The organism is Actinopolymorpha sp. B11F2 (assembly GCF_040195635.1).
GTDB lineage: Bacteria > Actinomycetota > Actinomycetes > Propionibacteriales > Actinopolymorphaceae > Thermasporomyces.
Map to the genome: position 1 here is coordinate 525,487 of NZ_JBEFTX010000001.1, position 19,032 is coordinate 544,518.

Genomic DNA, 19,032 nt, shown 5'->3' on the forward strand with positions numbered 1-19,032 from the left:
CTACAGGTCGGAGAGGCGGTCGACGCGAGCGCGGAGGCGTTCGTGGGCCGGTCGGCGGGTGCGGCGGCGGCGGAACAACCGGATGTTCTCCCTGGCCAGGTCAGCCGCACCGACCATCCCGGCGTCGTTGCCCAGAGCGGCCCGGAGGATCTGCGCCTCCGGACGGAAACCACGCCCGGTCAGCGTCCGACGGAACGTGTCCCGCGCCGGACCGAGGAACAACTCGCCTGCCTGCGACACTCCCCCGCCGACGACGAACGTGCCCGGGTCGAAGGCAGCCGCGATGTTGGCCAGACCGACGCCCAGCCAGCGGCCGACCTCCTCGAACAGCTCCACCGCCACCGGGTCGCCGTCCTTGGCCGCCTCGGTGATCGACGGCCCGGTGATCCGGCCCGGATCACCACCCACCCGGTCCAGCAGGTTCTGCGCCACCGGCGACCCGGACGCCGCCAGCTCACGCGCCTCGCGCACGAGCGAGTTGCCGCTGGCGTACTGCTCCCAGCAGCCGCGGTTGCCGCACTCGCACCGATGACCACCGGGGACGACGGTCATGTGGCCGAACTCCCCCGCGACGCCGTACTTCCCGCGCAGCATCACGCCGTCGGTGATCACGGCGCCGCCGATCCCGGTGCCGAGCGTCACACAGACCAGGTGGCTCTCGCCCTGGCCGGCCCCGAAGCGCCATTCCGCCCACGCGGCGGCGTTGGCGTCGTTCTCGATGACCACCGGCAGCCGGATCCGTCGGCGGACGGCGTCCCGCAGCGGCTCGTGCCGCCAGGCGAGGTGGGGTGAGAACAGCACGGACGAGCCGGTGACGTCGATCCAGCCAGCCGCACCGATGCCGACGGCGGTCACCTCGTGCCTGTCGCGGAGCTCGGCCACGACGGTCGCGATGGTGTCCTCGGTCGCTCTCGGGCTGGTCGAGGGCGTGTCTCGACGAAGACGTTCGAGGACGTTCCCCTCAGGATCGACCACCCCCGCGGCGACTTTCGTACCCCCGATGTCGACCCCGATGGTGAGCGCGTGGATGAACGCCATCAGCGCCGCCGCGCCAGGTCGGCGGCACCGATGATGCCCGCTTCGTTGCCGAGCGTCGCCAGCCGGATCTCGAGGACGGGACGATGGCCCCGCGCGGTGAGCTGGCGTCCGAACGACTGGCGCGCGGGTTCCAGCAGCAGGTCACCGGCCTCGGAGACGCCACCGCCCACCACGACGGCGGCCGGGTCGAGCACCGCGGCCAGGGAAGCGATCCCTTCGCCGAGCCAGCGGCCGAGGTCCTCGAGAAGCTCACGGGCCGCCACATCGCCCTCGGCCGCGGCGGTGCTCACCATCGGTCCCTCGATCCGGTCCGCCTGACCGTCGGCAAGCTCGAGGAGGCGGGCGGCCTGCGGTGGGCTCGAACGGGCGAACTCGCGTGCCTCCCGCACCAGAGCGCTGCCGCTTGCGTACTGCTCCCAGCAGCCCTTGTTGCCGCAACCGCAGAGGTACCCGCCCGGGACGACCCGAAGGTGTCCGACCTCGCCACCGACGCCGAAGGCGCCCCGGTAGAGCTCACCGGACAGGACCAACCCGCCGCCGAGCCCGGTGCCGATCGTCAACAGGATCATGTCGTCGACGTCGCGGCCCGCGCCGAACTGGAACTCCGCCCAGGCCGCCGCGTTGGCATCGTTCTCGACCACGACCGGAAGCGACGTGCGCTTCTCGACCGCCTCCTTGAGCGGCTCGTCGCGCAGCGCGAGGTTGGGGGCGAACAGGACCGTCGAGCGGCTCGCGTCGACGAAGCCGGCCGCGCCGACCCCGATCGCCTCGGCGTCGTGGTCCGCCCGGAGCTCGGCAACAACGTCCACGATCGCGGCGACGATCTCCTGCGGGCACGTTGCCGGGGTCTCCTTCCGGGCCTCGGCGACAATGGCGCCAGCCTCGTCGACCAGGCCGGCAGCGATCTTGGTGCCACCCACGTCGACACCGATGGTCAGCCGCGACTCACCCACGACGCCCTGCCCTTCTCACGCGTCAATGTCCCGAACCGACCGTCTCGGCGGCATCCGGGATTCGGGCTTCCACCTGCTGACCAACCGGTCGGCCGGCCTTTCCATTGCCCCGGCCGAGGCTACCCAATCCGGTGCACTGCACCGTGCGGCGCCTAGCGAACACGCGATGCCGTCAGCCCTGCTCGACCTTCTTCTTCAGCTCTTTCAACGCGGTGTCGATGATGACCTTCTCCGCCTTGCGCTTGATCAGACCGATCATCGGGAACGTGACGTCGACCGCGAGCTGGTAGGTGACCTCGGTGTTGCCGCGCCCCTTGTCCCGCAGGGTGTAGGAACCGTCGAGCGACTTCACGACCTTCGCCTCGACGAGCGACCAGCGCACCTCGCGGTCGCCGTCCCACGCGTAGGAGAGGGTGTAGTCGTCCTTGATCGCTCCGGCGTTGAGCACGAAGTGAACCTGGTCGGCCCGGCCATCGGGATGGACCGCACGGACCTCGACCTCCTTCACCGCCGCGGCCCATCTCGGGTAGGCCTCGAAGTCAGCGATGACCGACATGATCTTTGCTGGCTCCGCGACGATCGTGACGCTCGAACTCGTCTGATCTGGCACTGCGCCCTGCCCCTCTACTACCTACCGGTGTGCTGTTGGACGGCGCTTTCCTGCTGGGTTCACCAACTTACCGGAGATCGCGCGGTCAGCGGTCCCACACCGGCTCAGGGACCTCGCACACCTGTCCTTCGGCGGAGAAGGTCACAAACCGGTCGAACGAACGGACGAACCAACGGTCATGCGTCACCGCCACCACCGTGCCGTCGAACTCGTCCAGCGCGGCCTCCAGCGCCTCCGCCGACGCGACGTCGAGGTTGTCGGTGGGTTCGTCGAGAACCAGCATCGTGGCCGGATCCCGCCGCGTGCCGGCATCGCCGGTCTCGAGCAGCAGGATCTGAAATCTCGCCTGCTGACCACCCGAGAGAGTTTCGAAACGTTGGTCCCGTGCGCCGGTGAGTTCGTACCGGTGCAGCATCGGTGCCGCCTGGTCGACCTGGAGCGCGCAGTCCTCCCAGAGGATGTCGAGCAACCTACGCCCGGCGAGGTCGGGTCGCTCGTGCGTCTGTGAGAAGTGCCCGGGCACCACGCGGGCGCCGAGCCTCCACTCTCCTTCGTACGCCACCGTGTCGAGCGTCGGCCAGCCGGCGAGCAGCCGGAGGAAGTGCGACTTGCCGGTCCCGTTCGCGCCGAGCACGGCCAGCCGCTCGCCGTAGAACACCTCCAGGTCGAACGGCTCGGTCAATCCGCGCAGGGCGAGCCCACGACAGGTCACGGCCCGTACGCCGGTACGCCCACCGGCGAGCCGCATCCGGATCTGCTGTTTCCGCGGCGGCTCCGGTGGTGGCCCGGCCGCCTCGAACCGCTCCAGGCGATTCACCGCCACCCGCGTCTTGTTCGACTTCGCGAGGCGGAGCATGTCGACCAGCGCCTGGAGCTTCGCGCGCTCCTCGTCCCACCGGCGACGGAGCTCCTCGAAACGCGCGTGCCGGTCGAGGCGAGCCTCGTGGTAGGAAGCGAAGCCGCCGCCATGCACCCACGCCGTGTTGCCGTTCGTACCGCCTTCCAACGTCACGATCCGGCCGGCGGTCGCCGCCAGCAGCTCACGGTCGTGGGAGACGTAGAGGATGGTCTTTTGTGACTCGACGATCCGTTGCTCCAGCCAGCGCTTGCCGGGGACGTCGAGGTAGTTGTCGGGCTCGTCGAGGACCAGCACCTGTTCCGGCCCACGCAGCAGGGCCTGCAGGACGAGCTTCTTCTGCTCGCCTCCGGACAGGGTGGTGACGTCGCGATTCCGCAACCGTTCGTACGGCAGTCCGATGGCCTCGGTGCAGCAGGTGTCCCAGCTGACCTCGGCGTCATAGCCACCTGCGTCGGACCACTCCGCGAGGGCGGCGGCGTACGCGAGCTGGGTGCGCTCGTCGTCGCGGTCCATCATCGCCAGCTCGGCAGCGTCGAGGGCCGCCGCGGCGGCGCGCACCCGGTCTTGAGCGACCGAGAGCAGCAGGTCGCTGACGGTCGCGGCACCCTTGCCGGTGCCGATGAACTGCGGCATCACACCCAGGCCGCCGCTGCGCGTCACCGTGCCCGACGCCGGTTCGAGCTCCCCGGCAATGATGCGGAGCAGCGTCGTCTTGCCGCAACCGTTGGCGCCGATCAGCGCGACCTTGGCACCGTCGCCGACCCGGAGGTCGACGTCGGTCAGAAGCGCCCTGCCGTCCGGGAGCTGGTAGCAGATGTCGGCGAGCTCGATGTGCCCCACGCGAGCCCAGTCTGGTGAGACGGCGTGCTCTCGTGCCAGCCAATTACCCGCTGGCGCGCGGAGTGCTCAGCCGTGATGCGCCGCGTAATGGGCCGCGAGCAGGTCCTCGCCCCAGTCTCGGCGCAGGTCCCGCCAGACCGAATGGATGTGGTTGGCGTCGTTCTGGGTGTTGTCGTACTCCACCAGGAACGTCGGGCCGACGACCGCGTAGTAGTGGCCCTCACCGCGCTGCTCGGACCCCGCCCAGCTGAACGTCACCTGCTCAAGCCCGGTGTCGACCGCCTCCAGCCAGGCGGTCTCCCCCAGCTCGGGAGGTACCCGGTCGAAGTAGTGGCGGACGAGCTTCGTGAGGTGCTCCTGTTGGTCGGCATTCATGTCGGAGTACGCAAGTCCGCGGGTGATCACGCTCGGGTCCGCCACCGGATCACGCCGAGTGAGGATGTCGTCCGGCGCCAACTGGTCGACGATCGCGACCGTACGGCGCTCCGCGTCCAGAGCACCCAGGACCGCACGGCCGAGATCCTCCGCGTCGGCGAGGGTACGAAGACCGGCGTGCGGCCCGCTCGGGACCACGGCGGGGTTGGCGCCGAAGAACTGCGGAGTGGCGGCTACGGCGTCACCCACCACCGTGAGGTGCGCGGCCAGATGGTGGCCGTTGACCCGCCACGCCCAAGGTCGCGTGCCGGTCGGATCGCCGAGGACGCGGACCCAGTACGCCACGGGGTTGCGCTGCAGCCACATCGCGTTGTCGACCTCGCGTTCGATGTCGCGCAGGATCGACTCGAGGGCCATGATCGCCTGCGCTTCACCGAGCCCGCGCGCGCTGAAACCGGTCTCCAGCAGCGCCAGGGCGAGTTCGCGCTGGCGCTCGGTCATGTCGGCGAGCGCGAGTCCAGGGCGCGGTCCGGGCAGATAGGTCCACGCGCGGTGGTCATCGGTGTCGAACGCCGCCGTCGCCTGCGACCGCTGCTCGGGGTCGAGGGACGTGAGGAACGCCGATGCCGCCGAGGCCATCCGGTTCGCCGCGCCTCGTTGCTGTGATCCGGGCATTCGCCGCCTCCTGCTGGTTCGTGCCGTACTCACGACCTGGCCAGCGTATCCGCGCGGGTTCGCGTGCCTCGTCAGTCGCCGCTGGCGGCTGTCCTCCATCGGCCCTCGGACTCGCCGGCGGAGGTCGCCTGCTCCGGCCCGCTTGATGCCAGTTTGCCGCTTCTTGATCAGGAAAGACGGTCCGCCGGGTCCAGCTCCCGCGGTGCGGACGGCTTGCCACGACTGGCCGACTCCTGCCCGGGTAGGTGTGGACGCATGGCTCGTACGCCGAAGCGCACCGCCGCGGAGTTCGTGCCCGCCGACGCCGATCTCGAGGAGCTGAAACGGGCGGCCAGGTCCTGCCAAGGTTGCGACCTCTACAGGGAAGCGACCCAGACCGTCTTCGGCGACGGTGATCCGGACGCCCGCGTGGTGCTGGTGGGTGAGATTCCCGGCGACCAGGAGGACCGGCAGGGACAGCCGTTCGTCGGCCCGGCGGGCCGGGTGCTCGACCGGGCGCTGGAGGATGCCGGCATCGACCGGGACCGTACGTATGTCACGAACGCCGTCAAGCACTTCAAGTTCACCCAAGCGGAGCGCGGCAAGCGCCGGCTGCACAAGACGCCGACACGGACCGAGATCGTCGCCTGCCGGCCGTGGCTCATCGCGGAGCTCCAGGTGGTCGATCCCGAACTGCTGATCTGTCTGGGCGCGACTGCGTCCAAGGCGGTACTGGGAACGGACTTCAAGGTCACCGTCGACCGCGGCAAGCTCCTGCCCTGGCCGGACCTCTCCGAGCCCGCCGGTCCGTCGGCCGCCCGCGCCGGCCGTGGGAGAGGCCCGGAGCCGCGGGTGCTCGCGACGATCCATCCGTCCGCGGCACTGCGGGCCGAGGACCGCGAGGAGGTCTACGCCGGGCTCGTCGCCGATCTCCGCGTCGCAGCGAGCGCCCTCGGATCGTAGGTCCCGGCACGGGCTCGCGAGGCGCGTGCAATCGCACTTGACGCGCGATCCGGCCGCGGGCAGGCTGACCGAACCAGAACCAGGCCGTCCACATGGACGCACGTACGAACGCATGCAGGGAGAGGGGGTGCGCCGCGTTGAACCTGCCGAGGATGATCGTGCCCACGCCGCCGCCCCGAGCCTCTCGCTGAGCCTGCTCAGCACCCTCTGACCACACCCGCGCCAACCTGAGGCGGGCGGCGGCTACTCCAGCTTCGCGGAGGTCCGCTTGTCCCCCCGTGTCCGTGCCGCGTTCCTCGACGCGCTCGACGTTCGTCCCGATCCCTTCCAACTCCAGGCCATGGCCGCGCTCGACGACGGGCGTTCGGTGCTCGTCATGGCACCCACCGGCGCGGGCAAGACGCTCGTCGCCGACTATGCGGTCGCCCGCACTCTCGCCGCCGGCACCAGGGCCGTCTACACCACGCCGCTGAAGGCCCTCAGCAACCAGAAGCACCGCGATCTCGCCGCGCGCCTCGGCCCGGACCGGGTTGGCCTCATCACCGGTGACCGGGTCGTCAACCCGGATGCTCCTGCGCTGGTCGTCACGACCGAGGTGTTGCGGGCGATGCTCTACGACCACGCCACTGCGTTGTCGACGTTGGGCGCGGTGATCCTCGACGAGTTCCACTACCTGCAGGACATCGAGCGTGGCGCGGCCTGGGAAGAGATCGTGATCCACACGCCCTCCCACGTCCCGCTGGTGTGCCTGTCGGCGACGATTCCCGACGTCGAGGCGGTGCACGCGTGGCTGGCGCAGGTGCACGGCCCGACCGAACTGGTCGTCGCGGCGCATCGGCCGGTCACGCTCAACCACCTCTACGCCGTGGGCAACCTGCGCCGCGCGGCACCGCTCCTGCTGCCGATGTACGTCGACGGGCAGGTGAACACGACGGCGGAGCTCCTCGACGGCGCCCGCAGGGACACCCGCGGCGAAGGGCTCCGCGTCCGGGACCGGGACCGGCCGGTGCCGCCGGAGCGCGGAGACCTGATCGCGCATCTGCAGGCGAACGACCTGGTGCCGGCCATCTGGTTCGTTCTCTCCCGCGGCGGTTGTGACGAGGCGGTCTCGGGATGCGTCGACGAGGGCGTGCGGCTCACCAGCGAGTCCGAGCGGGTACGGATCCGTTCCCTGGTCGGCGAGGCCCTCGTGCCGCTGTCGGCTGGCGAGCTCCGGGCGATCGGCGCCGGAGGGTGGCAACAGGCGCTCGAGGCGGGCGTCGCCGCCCACCATGGCGGGCTGGCGCCGGTCCAGCGGGAGGTCGTGGAGGCCGCTTTCGCAGAGGGGCTGGTGAAGGTCGCGTTCGCGACCGAGACGCTCGCGTTGGGGGTCAACCTGCCGGCGCGGACCGTCGTGATCGACCGGGTCGTCCGGGCAAGTGGCGAGTTGCTCGCCGCTGGCGAGTTCTCGCAGCTCGCCGGGCGGGCGGGGCGGCGGGGTATCGACGAGACGGGTCACGTCGTGGTCCCGTGGTCGCCGCACGTGCCGTTCCATCGCGTCGCGGCCCTGGCCGGCGGGCATCTCGCGTCGATCCACTCGGCGTTCCGGGTGACGCCCGCCATGGCCGCCAATCTCGTGCGTACCGGCTCGCCTGCCGAGGCGGTGGCCGCAGTCGAGTCCTCGCTGCGACACCACCGCGCGCTCGACCACGCGGAGGTGCTGCGGTCCGATCTCACGGAGCGCCGCGCCGAACTCGCCGAACTCGACGAACTCGCCGTGCTCGAGCCCTCCGACGAGGCCGAGGTCGACGCCGGTGAGGACTCCGTGACGTCCACGGCAGCGGACCGGCGTGAGGTTCTCGACGCGGACCTGGCCGCCGTCGAGCCGGGCGATGTCGTGGTCGACGGCGGCCGTCCGGCGCAAGGCCCGGCAGTCGTCCTCGCGGTGGGGACGAAGCGAGGAACGACCTGCGTGGAGGCCATCAGGGCGAACGGTCGGCGGGTTCAGCTCACCCCGTCCACCCTGCGCGGACGACCGACCGTCGTCGCGCGGGTCGAGTTGCCCGCATGGGAACCGACCCGGCGCGGCCACGCCAAGCGCGCCGCCGATGCCCTCGCGCGACTCGACCTACCCTCCGAGGAGTGGGACCCCGCTCCAGCAGCGACCGGGACGAGGGCCGCGGGCGCGGACACGGTGGGGCGACGCGGTCGCCCGACGCGCCGAACGTCGGGAGCGCGGCGACGTCGGCTGGTCGAGTCGGTCGGCCAGCTCGAGACCCTCCTGACGGAGAACGCCACAGGTGTACGCAGCGAGCTGGACCGCATGGTGCGCCTCCTCGAACGCCGTGGCCACCTTGCCAACTGGACCTTGACAGCATCGGGACAGGCCGTACGGCGGCTGTTCCACCCGTCCGGCTTGCTCCTCGCCGAGTGCCTCGCCGCCGGGATCATGGCTGGGCTCGATCCGCCGTCGCTCGCGTCGGCGACCTCGTGGTTCACGGTGCGAAGCCGCCTCGGCGCCCCGCCCTCGACCGGGCTCGCCACGCCCGAACTCGCCCACCGGTGGGCGGCCGTCCGTGACGTGACCCGATCGGTCCAGGCCGACGAGGTGGCCTGCGGGCTCCCGCCGACGCCGCATCCCGAACCCGCTCTCGGCGTACCACTCCACCGATGGGCCGGGGGCGCCGCACTCGACGTCGCACTCGCCGGCAGCGGTGTCCCGGTCGGCGATGTCGTCCGCGAGGTACGCCAGGTGGCCGAACTGCTCGATCAGGTGCAGACCGTGCCCGGAGAGCACCAGAACGCCGCACAGGAGGCGGCTTCCGCCCTCCGCCGGGGCGCGATCATCGCGGCCGACGGCTACTCTGATGGCCGCGTTGTGAGGGGCCCGGCGGCATAGATGCCGACGAACCTCCCACAAGCTGGGGTGGGAGGCACACATGGCCGATGTGACGGCGATCGTCGAAGAGCTGCGTCAGGAGATTCCCGACCGGCTCGTCGAGCACCAGATCCCGGGGCTGGCGATCGGGATCTGCGACGCGTCAAAGCGGTTGTGGTCGGCGGGGTTCGGGACGACGAGGGCCGGCGGTGACCAGCCCGTCAGTACGTCCACGATGTTCAGCGTCCAGTCCACGTCGAAGATGTACACCGCAACGGCGGTCATGCTCGCCGTCCAGGACGGGTTGGTCGACCTCGACGAGCCGATCACGACCTACCTGCCGGAGTTCACCGTCCGGAGTCGCTTCGAGACCGCGCCCGAACGCCGGATGACCCTGCGGCACCTGCTCAGTCACACCGCCGGCTTCACCCACGAAGCGCCCGTCGGGTCGAACTTCCTTGCCGGCAAGGCGTCCTTCCCCGCCCACTGCCGCAGCATCAGCGACACCTGGCTCCGTTTTCCGGTTGGTCACCACTACGAATACTCCAACCTGGGCATCGATCTGGCCGGCTACATTCTCCAGCGACGAAGCGGGCTTGCGTTCCACGAGTTCGTACGCCGAAACCTGCTCGCGCCACTCGGACTGCTGCGTACGACCTTCGACCACCGGGTGATCGCCCGCGAGACCGACCGGGCGATCGGCCACTCGGCACGAGTGAGGCGACTCCCGCTGCGGGTCCCGATGGTCCCGGCCGCAGGGCTGTACGCAAGCGTCGATGACGCCCTGCGCTACATCCGGTTCCACCTTCGCACCGGCGAGCAGCTCCTCGACCCGGCTCTCCTGGGCGAGATGTACCGGATCCCGTTCCCGGCACCGGGCCAGCGACGCGGGTACGGGCTCGGCGTCGACTTCGGCACCTGGGATCCCGGGGTCCTCGCCTACAACCACGGCGGTAGCGGATTCGGCTTCCAGTGCATCCTGGCGTGGGTACCGAGCGCCGGCCTCGGGATTGTCGTCCTCACCAACTCCCTCGACCAGCGGCTGCCATTGACGCTCGGCGAACGCGTGATTCGCTCCCTCGTCGACGTTCCGGCGGCCGCTCCGGGGCCGGTGCCACCGGCCGTGGCAGTGACGCCTGACGACCTGGCCCGTTTCGCCGGTGAATACGTCGGGCGAGAAACCATGACGCTCGTCCACGACGGTACGCAGGTGTGGCAGGACGTGGGTGGTGAGAAGAAGCTCCTGCGCGTGGTGGGAAGGGACAGGTGCGTCCAGGAGGACAGCCCCCATCGGCGTTTCCGGCTCCTCGACGACGGCGAATACGGTTACCTGCAATGCATCGACGACGGCACCACGTACTACCGGAACGACCCGGTGAGCCGTCGACCTCCTGCCGGGCCGGGCCCGGATCCGCAATGGCACGGCGAGTACGCCCTCACGATGAACGGAGTCTCGGTCGCCACCGTCGTACTCCGCGGTGCGGATGGCGCATCGTTCCTGACGATCGGCGACCTGAGCCGCCGCCTCGACTACCAGGCGCCGGGCATCTACTACCTGTGCGACGGCGAGGTGCTTGACCTCACCCGCACTCCCCCGACCCTCGCCAACATCCCACTCCGCCGCAGGAACCCGCGCCAGTCGTGATGGTCAGTACTCACCCACCGGCGCCAGTCGTGACGAGCGGACTCACTCACCGGCGCCAGTCGTGATGGTCAGTACTCACCCACCGGCGACGGAGGGGACGATGTGGACCTCCGAGCCGTCACGCAGTGGCGTCGCCAGTCCGTCACGTCGCCGAGACTCCTCGCCGTCGACGTAGACGTTGACATAGCGCCGGAGCCCGCCCTGCTCGTCGCGCACCCGGCGTTCGAGCCGGGGATGTCGGTCAGCGAGTGCGGCGAGCAGGTCGCTTAGCGTCGCCGGCTGGTCGACGTCGAGGTCGATCCGGCTCGCGCCGTCGCAGTCGCCGCGCAGCATGCTCGGGACCAGGACCGTCACCCGCTTCTGCGTACTCACTCCCACCTCATTCACGACGCAACCCTGCCCCAGCATGGCAACCAGGCCCTACGCCACCAGGGCCGCGCGGACGCAGAGGACGTCTGGCAGGTGGGAGGCGACCAGCTGCCAGTGTTCGCCCTCGTCGGCGCTGGCGTAGACCTCGCCGTTGCGGGACCCGACGTAGACGCCGGCCGGATCCGCGTCGTCGCAGGCCATCGCGTCCCGTAGCACGCTCGCGTAGAAGGCCTCCGCCGGCAGGCCGGCCGAGAGCGGCGTCCAGGACGCACCAGCGTCCTCGCTGCGGAAGACCCGGAAGCGCTCCTCGGTCGGGAACCGCCGCCCGTCCGCGGTCAGGGGGAAGTTGTAGATCACGCCGGACCGCTGCGGGTGGGCCACCATCGGGAAGCCGAAGTCGCTCGGCAGTCCCTCGGCGATCGAGGACCAGGTGGCTCCACCGTCGTCGGAACGGTAGACGCCGTGATGGTTCTGCGCGAACAGCTGCTCAGGCTGGCGCGCGTTCCGCGCGACCTTGTGCACACACTGGCCGTAGTCGGGATATTCATTGTCGGGCAGGAAGTAAGCCCGGATGCCGGTGTTGCTCGCGGCCCAGCTCTTGCCACCGTCGTCGGTGCGGTAGACCCCGCCGGCCGACATCGCGATCAGCAGCTGGTCATGGTCGGTGGGGTGCGGCAGGACCGTGTGGATGGCCTTGCCACCGCCACCTGGCTCCCAGGTGGGCCGGTGCGGGTGGTCCCACAGCCCGCGCACCAGTTCGAAGGTGCGCCCACCGTCGAAGGAGCGGAACAGCGCCGACGGTTCCACGCCGGCATAGATGACGTCCGGTTGGTCGGCCGGGCCGGGCGCGAGCTGCCAGACGCGTTCGAGCGCTTCCCCGGTGTCGGCGGGGAACGCGATCGGTGCCTCCTCCGGCTCGTCCCACGTCGCGCCCAGATCGTCACTCCTGGCCACCGTCGGGCCGAAGTGCGGGTTCGTGACGCCCGCCAGGACCCGCGGCCGCTCACGCCGGGTGTCGAGGCCGACCGCGTAGACCGCCGTCATCGAGAAGTGCGGACCCGTCATGTCCCAGCGACGCCGGTCCTCGCTGCGGGCGAGAAACAGGCCCTTGCCCGTGCCGATCGCGAGAAGAACCGTCATGGGTTCACGCTCCCATCCCGCACATCGATGTGCGGACACGTCCGACGGCCGCGGATCGCGATCGAGCCAACGCCCGACCAAGGACGGCCGGCGCCTCCCGGCGCATCGCTCAGTATGGACGCTCGCACCGACAACGCGCCGGTGCCGGCAGATTCTGTCCCTCAGATCACCCGTACTGGCGCCGCCCCGGCACGCATCGGAGTCGGTCGGCTACGGATCCGCAGCACCGGCCCTGGCCAGCGCGTCGTCGACGAACCGCTCGATCCGGACCAGGGCCTGCTCCCTCGTGATCTCGGCGCCGGCCTGGTTGACCTTCTCTCCGGCGTACGGCAGCCAGGACATCGTCCCGGCCCCGGCCAGCGCGTCCCACAGGGGCAGGTGCTCGAGCGGCCGACCGCGGGCCTCGGCGTAGTCCGCCGCGAAGAGGTCCGGCAGGTCGCCGCCGATCAGCGCCAGCTCGACCCGGCAGTTGGCGACGTCGGACTCCGCGGGTTCGATCCGGGCCCCGCTCCAGTCGACGACACCCACGACGGCATCGCCGTCGAACAGCACGTTGCCGGGATGGAAGTCGCCGTGGCAGAGCACCTCGGGCTGGGCCGGTCCGAGGAGACGCAGGCGGTCGGCCACCCGAGCGACACCGTCGCTCCGCTCGCCACGCCAGCTCTCCGGCAGGCCGGCCCGATCGAACGAACGCCACGACGGCGGGCGGCGGACGGCGGCCGGCAGCGGCGGCGACAGATCGGTCCGGTGGATGCCGACGAGCGCCCGGGCGAGTGCGGCCACCCACGCTTTCGGATCAACCGGGTCGTAAACCATCGCGCCCGGGAGTGCCGTCATCACCAGCGCGGGCGTACCGAACCAGCGGCCGGCGAGGTCCACCCCCACCGGCGCCGGTGTCGCGACGCCGCACCGCTGGGCGAAACCCAACCGTTCCCACTCGAGCGCGGCCGTGTCGTCGTCGGCAAGGTAGCGCTTCAGGACGAGATCGCGGCACAGTCCCTGCCTGTCGCTCACCCGCAGCAGGTGGGTCGCGGTGGCGATCCCGCCGTCGAGCCGGGCGACGTCCACCAGGTCCAACGGCCCGGTGTCGTCGTCCGCCAGCTCCGCGAGCAGGTGCGCGATTCCGGACCTCGACGGTTCGGTGGCGCGGTGCGCCACGAGGCGTGCCACCCGGTCGGCCAGTCTGGTACCCGGGTCCCGGTCGGCCTCCATCTCGTCCTTGACCGCGAAAAGGGCCGCTTTCAGAGCCAGGGCATGCGCACGGCGCAGCCGCTCCAGCCGCCGCGCGGACCACCTCGACGGCGGATCACCGCGCAGGAAGACGTGCACCAGGGTCCCGTCGCGCCAGGGCTCCAGCCACAGTTCGGCCGTACCGACGACCGCACCCGCGGCATACCACCGCATTCCTTCGGCGTCGCGGTCGTGATAGCTCCTCAACGCGACATCGGGCCAGCACGACTGCCAGAACGCCGGATCCTTCAGCCGGGCCGCGATCGCTCCCGGCGAGGCCACGACGTACGAGTCGTCGGCGATGTCGACGAGCGGCACGCGCACCTCCGTCGCTCTCGGCGCCCGTCCGATCAGACGGGCTCAGCCCGCCGCAGGGTAGCCCAGCAGCGTGCGCAGCTTCGCCACCGACACGTCCCACGTCCAGTTCTCGCGTACCCATTCGCGGCCGTGTTCGCCCATCGCCCGCGCCGCCCGGGGGTCTCCGAGCAGTCCCGCCACCTTGGCGGCGACCGCGACCGGGTTGTACGGATCGACGACGTACCCCGTCTCTCCGTGCATCACCGCGTCGGGCGCTCCGCCCGAATCCCCCACGATCACCGGCAGGCCGCTCGCCTGCGCCTCGAGGAAGACGATGCCGAGCGCCTCGGGCTCCAGCCCGCCGAGCCGGGTGCGACACGGCATCGCGAAGACGTTCCCCGCGTCGAAGTACGGCGGGATGTCCGTCCACGGCACCGCGCCCGTGAAGACGACGTGCGTGCGTACCCCGGTTTCGTCGGCGAGGCGTTCGAGCGCGGCACGATGCGGACCGTCCCCAACCACCAGGAGCGCGGCGCCGGGCACGTCCCGCAGCACGTGCGGCCATGCGCGGATCAGGGTGTCCTGGCCCTTGCGTTCGGTGAGCCGGGCGACACACACCACCACCGGCTGGTCGGCGGAGAGGCCGAGTCGTTTGCGGACGACCTCGCCACCGGTGCCAGGAGCGAACGTCTCGGTGTCGACACCGGGAGTCAGCCGCACCATCCGCCGCGCGTCCTCCGGCGCCAGGGCGCTCGCGATGGCACCACGCGTGTAGTCCCCGAGATAGGTGAGCGTGTCGGTCGTACGCCCGATCCGCCGCAGTGCCTGGCGGGCTCCAGGCACGCGGGCCCACCAGGTCTCGTGGCCGTGGGTGAGCCCGACGATGCGGTGCGCACCGGCCGCACGCAGACCGCCTGCGAGCAGACCCAGCGGTGCCGCCGCTCCGAAGAGCACCCGGTCACAACCCTCGGCGCGCAACACCTCGCGGGTACGCCTCGCTACGGCGGTCGTCGGCAGCAACCTGCGCCCCGGATCGCGGATCACCGGGAACGGCAGACCCGCGTCATAGGCGCGGTCTCCCGGCATCGCGGCGGTGTAGACGACCACCTCGGTTGGCGGCATCCGGTGGCACAGCGCGAGGACGAACGCCTCGATGCCGCCCTGCCGGGTCGGGAAGTCGTTGGTCACGACGAGAGTGCGCGCCACGTCCACCGACCCTATCCGGACAGATCACCCGCCAGGCAATCCCTCACCGGCGACCAGGGCGGGAACCGGTGGTGCGCCCTGCCGGGCGGCCCACCAGCGCACAAGGGCGATCCGCTCCGGTGGCGTGGGATGCGTGGCGAAGAGCCCGGTGACCAGCGGACTCGGCTGCAGCTCACTGCGGTTGGTGACCGCGAGCCAGCGTTGGGTCTCGGCGTAGCCGGCCGGGTCCCGGGTGAGGTCGAGGGCATGGAGGTCCGCGGCTGTCTCGATCCGCCGTGACACGAGGTTCTGTACCGGCGCGGCGACCAGTGTCCCCGCCGCCACGAACGCCAGCACCAGTGCCACCACGCGCGGGTCCGTCACCGACGACACCCCCGCACGCCGCCCGATCCGGCGACTGTCCAGAGCCAACGCGAGAGTGATGACCGCGGATCCGACAGCGAGTGCCCCGACGAGCGTCCCGCGCAGGACGTCGTGCCGCTTGGCGTGGCCGAGTTCATGGGCGACGATCCGGCGGACGTGTGCCGGCGGCGCCTCCACGAGCAGCGTGTCGTAGATGACGAGACGCCAGGTACTCCCGAACCCGGAGACGTACGCATTGAGCCGCGTCGTACGCCTTGACGCATCGGCGACGAACACCTCGCTCACCCGCACGCCGTCCCGCTCGGCGAGCTGGAGCAGCGAGGTGCGCAGAGGCCCGTCCGCCATGGGCGTGAAGCGGTTGTAAAGCGGTTCGACGACCGTCGGATAGACGTACGAACCCAGCACCACCGCCGCTGTGGCCACCGCCGCGGCGGGTGCCCACCACCAGCGGGGAAACCAGCGGGCCAGCCCCACGAGAGCGACGAGCAGAACCGCCGTGACCGTACTCGTCACCGCGAACCCGACGAGCAGGTCAGCACCCCACGCCCACCAGCTCTGCGTCGACACGCCGGACCGGCGCCGTGCCACCTCCAGCCAGACCTCGAACGGCACCACCGCCAGTCGGATCACCAGGGTCACGACCAGGGCACCCAGGACGACCCGCGCGCACCACCCGCGCACCCGCGGGAAGGCGCGCGCACTCAGGCGTGCACCGAGTGAGGTGAAGCCCAGCACCATCGCCGTGACCATGCCGGCCGCGGTGATGAGGTAGCCCGGCAACCGCACGGACCGCGAGAGCCAGCTGCCGATCGCCACCTCGCCCGAGGTGAAGTCGTCCGCCACCACCTCGTGCGGCGAGGACGAGGCCGCAACCACGTCTCCGGACGGCTGCCACGGCGTCGCCAGGGCGATGGCCACCGCGAGACATCCCCACAGCACCACCGCCACGATCAGGGCAGGCCGTCGTGCGATCCCCCCACTGTGCATGCTTCCCCCGTGTCACCGGATCCTCAGACCCGTCCCCCGAACTCGCCGTTGCCCCTAACCCGCCGTTCCCCCTGCCTCCACGTCGTCCCGCGACGGTCTGGCCCGCTCGCCGTTCAGCCGCCGACGCTCGTGACCTGGACGTGCTCTCGCCAACCAGCCACGAACCGCTCCTCCGTGGTGTTCAGGACGCTCCGATAGACGCGTTCTTCGTCCGCCATCGTCGTGATGTCGTCCATCGCCTGGTAGAAGTCCACCAGCTTCTCCTCGCCCCACTGCTGGGCGATGTAGCTGCACGCCGTCCACGCGGCCTCGTACGCCTGGTCGAGCTCGTCCGCCCGCGGGTCGAAGTCGGACGTGCTCGGCAGATCGTCGGGTGCGTCGGACTCGCGCACCTCGGACAGGAACTCCTGCGCGATGACCGCCGTGGACAGTCCGGCCTCGTTGAAGCCCACGTAGTCGGCGAAGCCTTCAGACAACCAGACCGGCATGTGGCTGACCGTCGCCTGCGCCGCGACATGGGTGGTCTCGTGCGTGAGGACGACGAGCCTGCCGAGGGAGCCGATCTTGTCGAACGTGGCGGGGTTGATGACAATGTGCGACGCCTCCGTCGGCGAGGTGCGACCGACGGACGTGGTGACGGCGGCGACCGCGCCCTGGCTCTCCGCGTCGACGCCCACGACGCGTTCCATCTGGACCTGGGTGGAGGGAGCGATCACGACGACGTACTGTGCCCAGTCCTCGCCCCACACCCTGGTCACTCGCGGTACGGCCTCGTCAGCGGTGCGTGCGTAGCGCTCGAGGCGGGTCCTGGACTCGACGCCGATGAGCAGGCTGTGCTCGCCACGGACGACCGTCACCTTGTCGGTCAACCACAGCGGCGTGGGACCCGACGACGACTCGCCCTCGCGGTCACCCGCGACGTAGGTCCGCCCCTGCCGTTCGACGAACACCATGCGAAGCGTCGACGTCCACGGCTCGCGGTCGGCACCGGTGAGGGTGAACGTCGTGTCGACCTCCGAGACCCACGCCGTCGTCCCGAGCGCCCGCCGGCGTTCGGGGGTGAGTGCACCGGGATCCTCCGCGGGACTGCCGAACCGGAAGTTCTTCGCACCCATGCGGACGAGATTGTCGAAGGTACGTGCCGCGACCTTCGCGTAGTCGGGCGAGCGGGGGTCGATCGTGGCGAGATAGGCGGACCTGTCCCTGCTGCGCAAGGCGGCGGACTGCCGGCGGAGCAGGTCCCTGGCGACGTCGTACCTCGCGGCCGCGAGGTTGCCGGCCCGACTGGAAACGGTGGGTACACCGGAGTCGGTGGCCTCCGCGCGGGGTGTCGCCTCGATCGAACGAACGGTCGCTGCCGACGGGATCGCGACGCCGGTGAGGAGAAACCTGCCCGTGACAAAGACAGCCAGCACGAGCAGACCGCCGCAAACCAAAGCGACGAAGTACTGGACGAAGGCCCGTCCAGGGGTCGAGGCCACCCTGCGTGCGTGCCGCGAAGGATCATCAGCCACCCTCGCATCGTACGGAATTGGGCCCCACCCCTTCCGTGGGAATGGGCAGGCACAAGGCCGTGTCGACGGAGTTCGACGTGGTGCGGACCGTCACTAACCTGGCCGGACCGCGCCGGCGTACGGCATTTCGTCCATGTCGCTGTACTTCACGCCATCACTGGGGTTCGACGCGTGCAGAATCATGCCGTCGCCGGCATAGATCGCGACATGGTGCATATCGCTGTAGTAGATGACGAGATCGCCGGGCTGCAACTCCGAACGGGAAATCTTGGCCGAGACGGCGTATTGCTCCCGGGACGAGTGGGGGAGGGAGACACCGGCCTGTTCCCACGCGACCATCGTCAGCCCGGAGCAGTCCCAGGTGTCGGGGCCGTCGCCACCGAAGACGTAGGTTTCCCCGACCTGCTGACGGGCGTAGGCGAGGGCGGTGGCGCCGCGGGTGCCACCGGGTGGCGGAGGGGGAATCCGGTCGCCACCTCGGGAGGACCGGTCGGCGAGTCGTTCGCGCTCCTCCGCGGCCGCGAGGCGTTCGCGCTCCTCGGCGGTGAGCCGGTCGAGGAGGGACTGTGCCTTGGCTGCCTTGCTGGAGGCGATCTTGCGGCGGGAGTTGGCGGCTTCCTTGGCTTCGCGGAAGCGGGTGAGCTCGGCCTGCCGGGCCGCCTGCCGCTCGGCGAGTCGCTTCTGCTCGGATTGGAGCTGGCGGAGCCGATCGCCCTGCTGGCCGGCGAAGGCCTTCGCGGTGCTCATCTGGGCGAGGAACTCGTCGGGGTCGTCAGCCACGAGAAGTTGCACGGTGGTGTCGAGACCACCCGTGCGGTATTCGGCGGCGGCGAACTGGCCGATGTCGCCGCGAAGTCCGTTGAGTCGCTTCTGCTGGCGGGAGACATCGGCGTTGAGCGCGCGGACCCGACGGTCGATGACCTTCATCTGGTCGCCGAGCGCGTTGGCCTCCTCGGTGACCTTCTCCGCTTCCTCGTACAGCTGTGCGACCTGCTTACGGACCTCGCTGATGCTGGGCGCAGGCTCGGCATAGCTGGAGCCGGGGACCGTCGCGATGACGGCCGCGGTGGCGGTGCCGAGAGCGAGCAGCGCACGCCCTGAGGGACGCTTGCGGCGATTCGACACGAGAAGC

15 protein-coding genes are annotated in these 19,032 nt (G+C 70.5%); 3 read left to right on the top strand and 12 right to left on the bottom strand.

Annotated elements, in window-relative coordinates; all coding sequences use genetic code 11:
• From ABN034_RS02380 to ABN034_RS02400, 5 genes are all read right to left on the bottom strand, one after another.
• Entirely contained in the window at window positions 1-1,038 is a 1,038-nt protein-coding gene (locus tag ABN034_RS02380; RefSeq protein ID WP_349327887.1) for an ROK family glucokinase, read from the bottom strand.
• Complete coding sequence (locus ABN034_RS02385) at window positions 1,038-1,991, bottom strand: ROK family glucokinase (RefSeq protein ID WP_349689302.1); 954 nt, start codon at window positions 1,989-1,991, stop codon at window positions 1,038-1,040. Before ABN034_RS02385 ends, ABN034_RS02380 begins: the two co-directional genes overlap by 1 nt.
• 172 nt (window positions 1,992-2,163) lie before the next feature.
• A complete protein-coding gene (locus ABN034_RS02390) occupies window positions 2,164-2,601 on the bottom strand; it encodes an SRPBCC family protein (RefSeq protein WP_349689303.1) in 438 nt (145 codons plus the stop codon).
• An 85-nt stretch (window positions 2,602-2,686) separates the two neighbouring features.
• On the bottom strand, window positions 2,687-4,300 hold the full coding sequence (locus ABN034_RS02395; protein ID WP_349689304.1) for an ATP-binding cassette domain-containing protein: 1,614 nt from the start codon (window positions 4,298-4,300) through the stop codon (window positions 2,687-2,689).
• A gap of 66 nt (window positions 4,301-4,366) precedes the next feature.
• Window positions 4,367-5,350 (bottom strand): DUF3500 domain-containing protein, encoded by a 984-nt coding sequence (locus ABN034_RS02400; RefSeq protein ID WP_349689305.1) that lies wholly within the window; start codon window positions 5,348-5,350, stop codon window positions 4,367-4,369.
• 255 nt (window positions 5,351-5,605) lie between these two features.
• Between ABN034_RS02400 and ABN034_RS02405 the strand changes: the two genes are divergently transcribed.
• The 3 genes from ABN034_RS02405 to ABN034_RS02415 all read left to right on the top strand — a co-directional run bounded on the left by ABN034_RS02405 (window position 5,606) and on the right by ABN034_RS02415 (window position 10,794).
• Window positions 5,606-6,292, top strand: coding sequence for a UdgX family uracil-DNA binding protein (locus ABN034_RS02405; protein WP_349689306.1), 687 nt, complete (start codon window positions 5,606-5,608; stop codon window positions 6,290-6,292).
• A 268-nt stretch (window positions 6,293-6,560) separates the two neighbouring features.
• Window positions 6,561-9,170: a DEAD/DEAH box helicase gene (locus tag ABN034_RS02410; RefSeq protein ID WP_349689307.1), complete on the top strand. Its 2,610-nt coding sequence runs from the start codon at window positions 6,561-6,563 to the stop codon at window positions 9,168-9,170.
• Between the two features lie 40 nt (window positions 9,171-9,210).
• Complete coding sequence (locus ABN034_RS02415) at window positions 9,211-10,794, top strand: serine hydrolase domain-containing protein (protein ID WP_349689308.1); 1,584 nt, start codon at window positions 9,211-9,213, stop codon at window positions 10,792-10,794.
• A 75-nt stretch (window positions 10,795-10,869) separates the two neighbouring features.
• Here the strand turns inward: ABN034_RS02415 and ABN034_RS02420 are convergent, their stop codons facing one another.
• The 7 genes from ABN034_RS02420 to ABN034_RS02450 all read right to left on the bottom strand — a co-directional run bounded on the left by ABN034_RS02420 (window position 10,870) and on the right by ABN034_RS02450 (window position 19,025).
• Window positions 10,870-11,181: a ubiquitin-like small modifier protein 1 gene (locus tag ABN034_RS02420; protein WP_349689309.1), complete on the bottom strand. Its 312-nt coding sequence runs from the start codon at window positions 11,179-11,181 to the stop codon at window positions 10,870-10,872.
• A 33-nt stretch (window positions 11,182-11,214) separates the two neighbouring features.
• Window positions 11,215-12,303 (bottom strand): WD40/YVTN/BNR-like repeat-containing protein, encoded by a 1,089-nt coding sequence (locus ABN034_RS02425; RefSeq protein ID WP_349689310.1) that lies wholly within the window; start codon window positions 12,301-12,303, stop codon window positions 11,215-11,217.
• Between the two features lie 210 nt (window positions 12,304-12,513).
• On the bottom strand, window positions 12,514-13,851 hold the full coding sequence (locus ABN034_RS02430; RefSeq protein WP_349689311.1) for a phosphotransferase family protein: 1,338 nt from the start codon (window positions 13,849-13,851) through the stop codon (window positions 12,514-12,516).
• 42 nt (window positions 13,852-13,893) lie between these two features.
• On the bottom strand, window positions 13,894-15,036 hold the full coding sequence (locus tag ABN034_RS02435; protein ID WP_349689312.1) for a glycosyltransferase family 4 protein: 1,143 nt from the start codon (window positions 15,034-15,036) through the stop codon (window positions 13,894-13,896).
• 24 nt (window positions 15,037-15,060) lie between these two features.
• On the bottom strand, window positions 15,061-16,386 hold the full coding sequence (locus tag ABN034_RS02440) for a M48 family metallopeptidase (RefSeq protein WP_349689313.1): 1,326 nt from the start codon (window positions 16,384-16,386) through the stop codon (window positions 15,061-15,063).
• A 113-nt stretch (window positions 16,387-16,499) separates the two neighbouring features.
• Window positions 16,500-17,900 carry a gluzincin family metallopeptidase gene (locus ABN034_RS02445; protein WP_349689314.1) on the bottom strand — a complete coding sequence of 467 codons (1,401 nt, stop codon included), beginning with the start codon at window positions 17,898-17,900 and terminating at the stop codon, window positions 16,500-16,502.
• Window positions 17,901-17,993: 93 nt separating this feature from the next.
• Window positions 17,994-19,025, bottom strand: a complete 1,032-nt coding sequence (locus ABN034_RS02450; protein WP_349689315.1) for a C40 family peptidase — start codon at window positions 19,023-19,025, stop codon at window positions 17,994-17,996.
• Window positions 19,026-19,032 lie beyond the last annotated feature (7 nt).

What these genes read in the sequence shown, in the direction of transcription:
- ABN034_RS02380 (WP_349327887.1), bottom strand. Translation starts at nt 1,038, where the DNA reads ATGGCGTTCATCCACGCGCTCACCATCGGGGTCGACATCGGGGGTACG.
- ABN034_RS02400 (WP_349689305.1), bottom strand. Translation starts at nt 5,350, where the DNA reads ATGCCCGGATCACAGCAACGAGGCGCGGCGAACCGGATGGCCTCGGCG.
- ABN034_RS02405 (WP_349689306.1), top strand. Translation starts at nt 5,606, where the DNA reads ATGGCTCGTACGCCGAAGCGCACCGCCGCGGAGTTCGTGCCCGCCGAC.
- ABN034_RS02415 (WP_349689308.1), top strand. Translation starts at nt 9,211, where the DNA reads ATGGCCGATGTGACGGCGATCGTCGAAGAGCTGCGTCAGGAGATTCCC.
- ABN034_RS02425 (WP_349689310.1), bottom strand. Translation starts at nt 12,303, where the DNA reads ATGACGGTTCTTCTCGCGATCGGCACGGGCAAGGGCCTGTTTCTCGCC.
- ABN034_RS02440 (WP_349689313.1), bottom strand. Translation starts at nt 16,386, where the DNA reads ATGCACAGTGGGGGGATCGCACGACGGCCTGCCCTGATCGTGGCGGTG.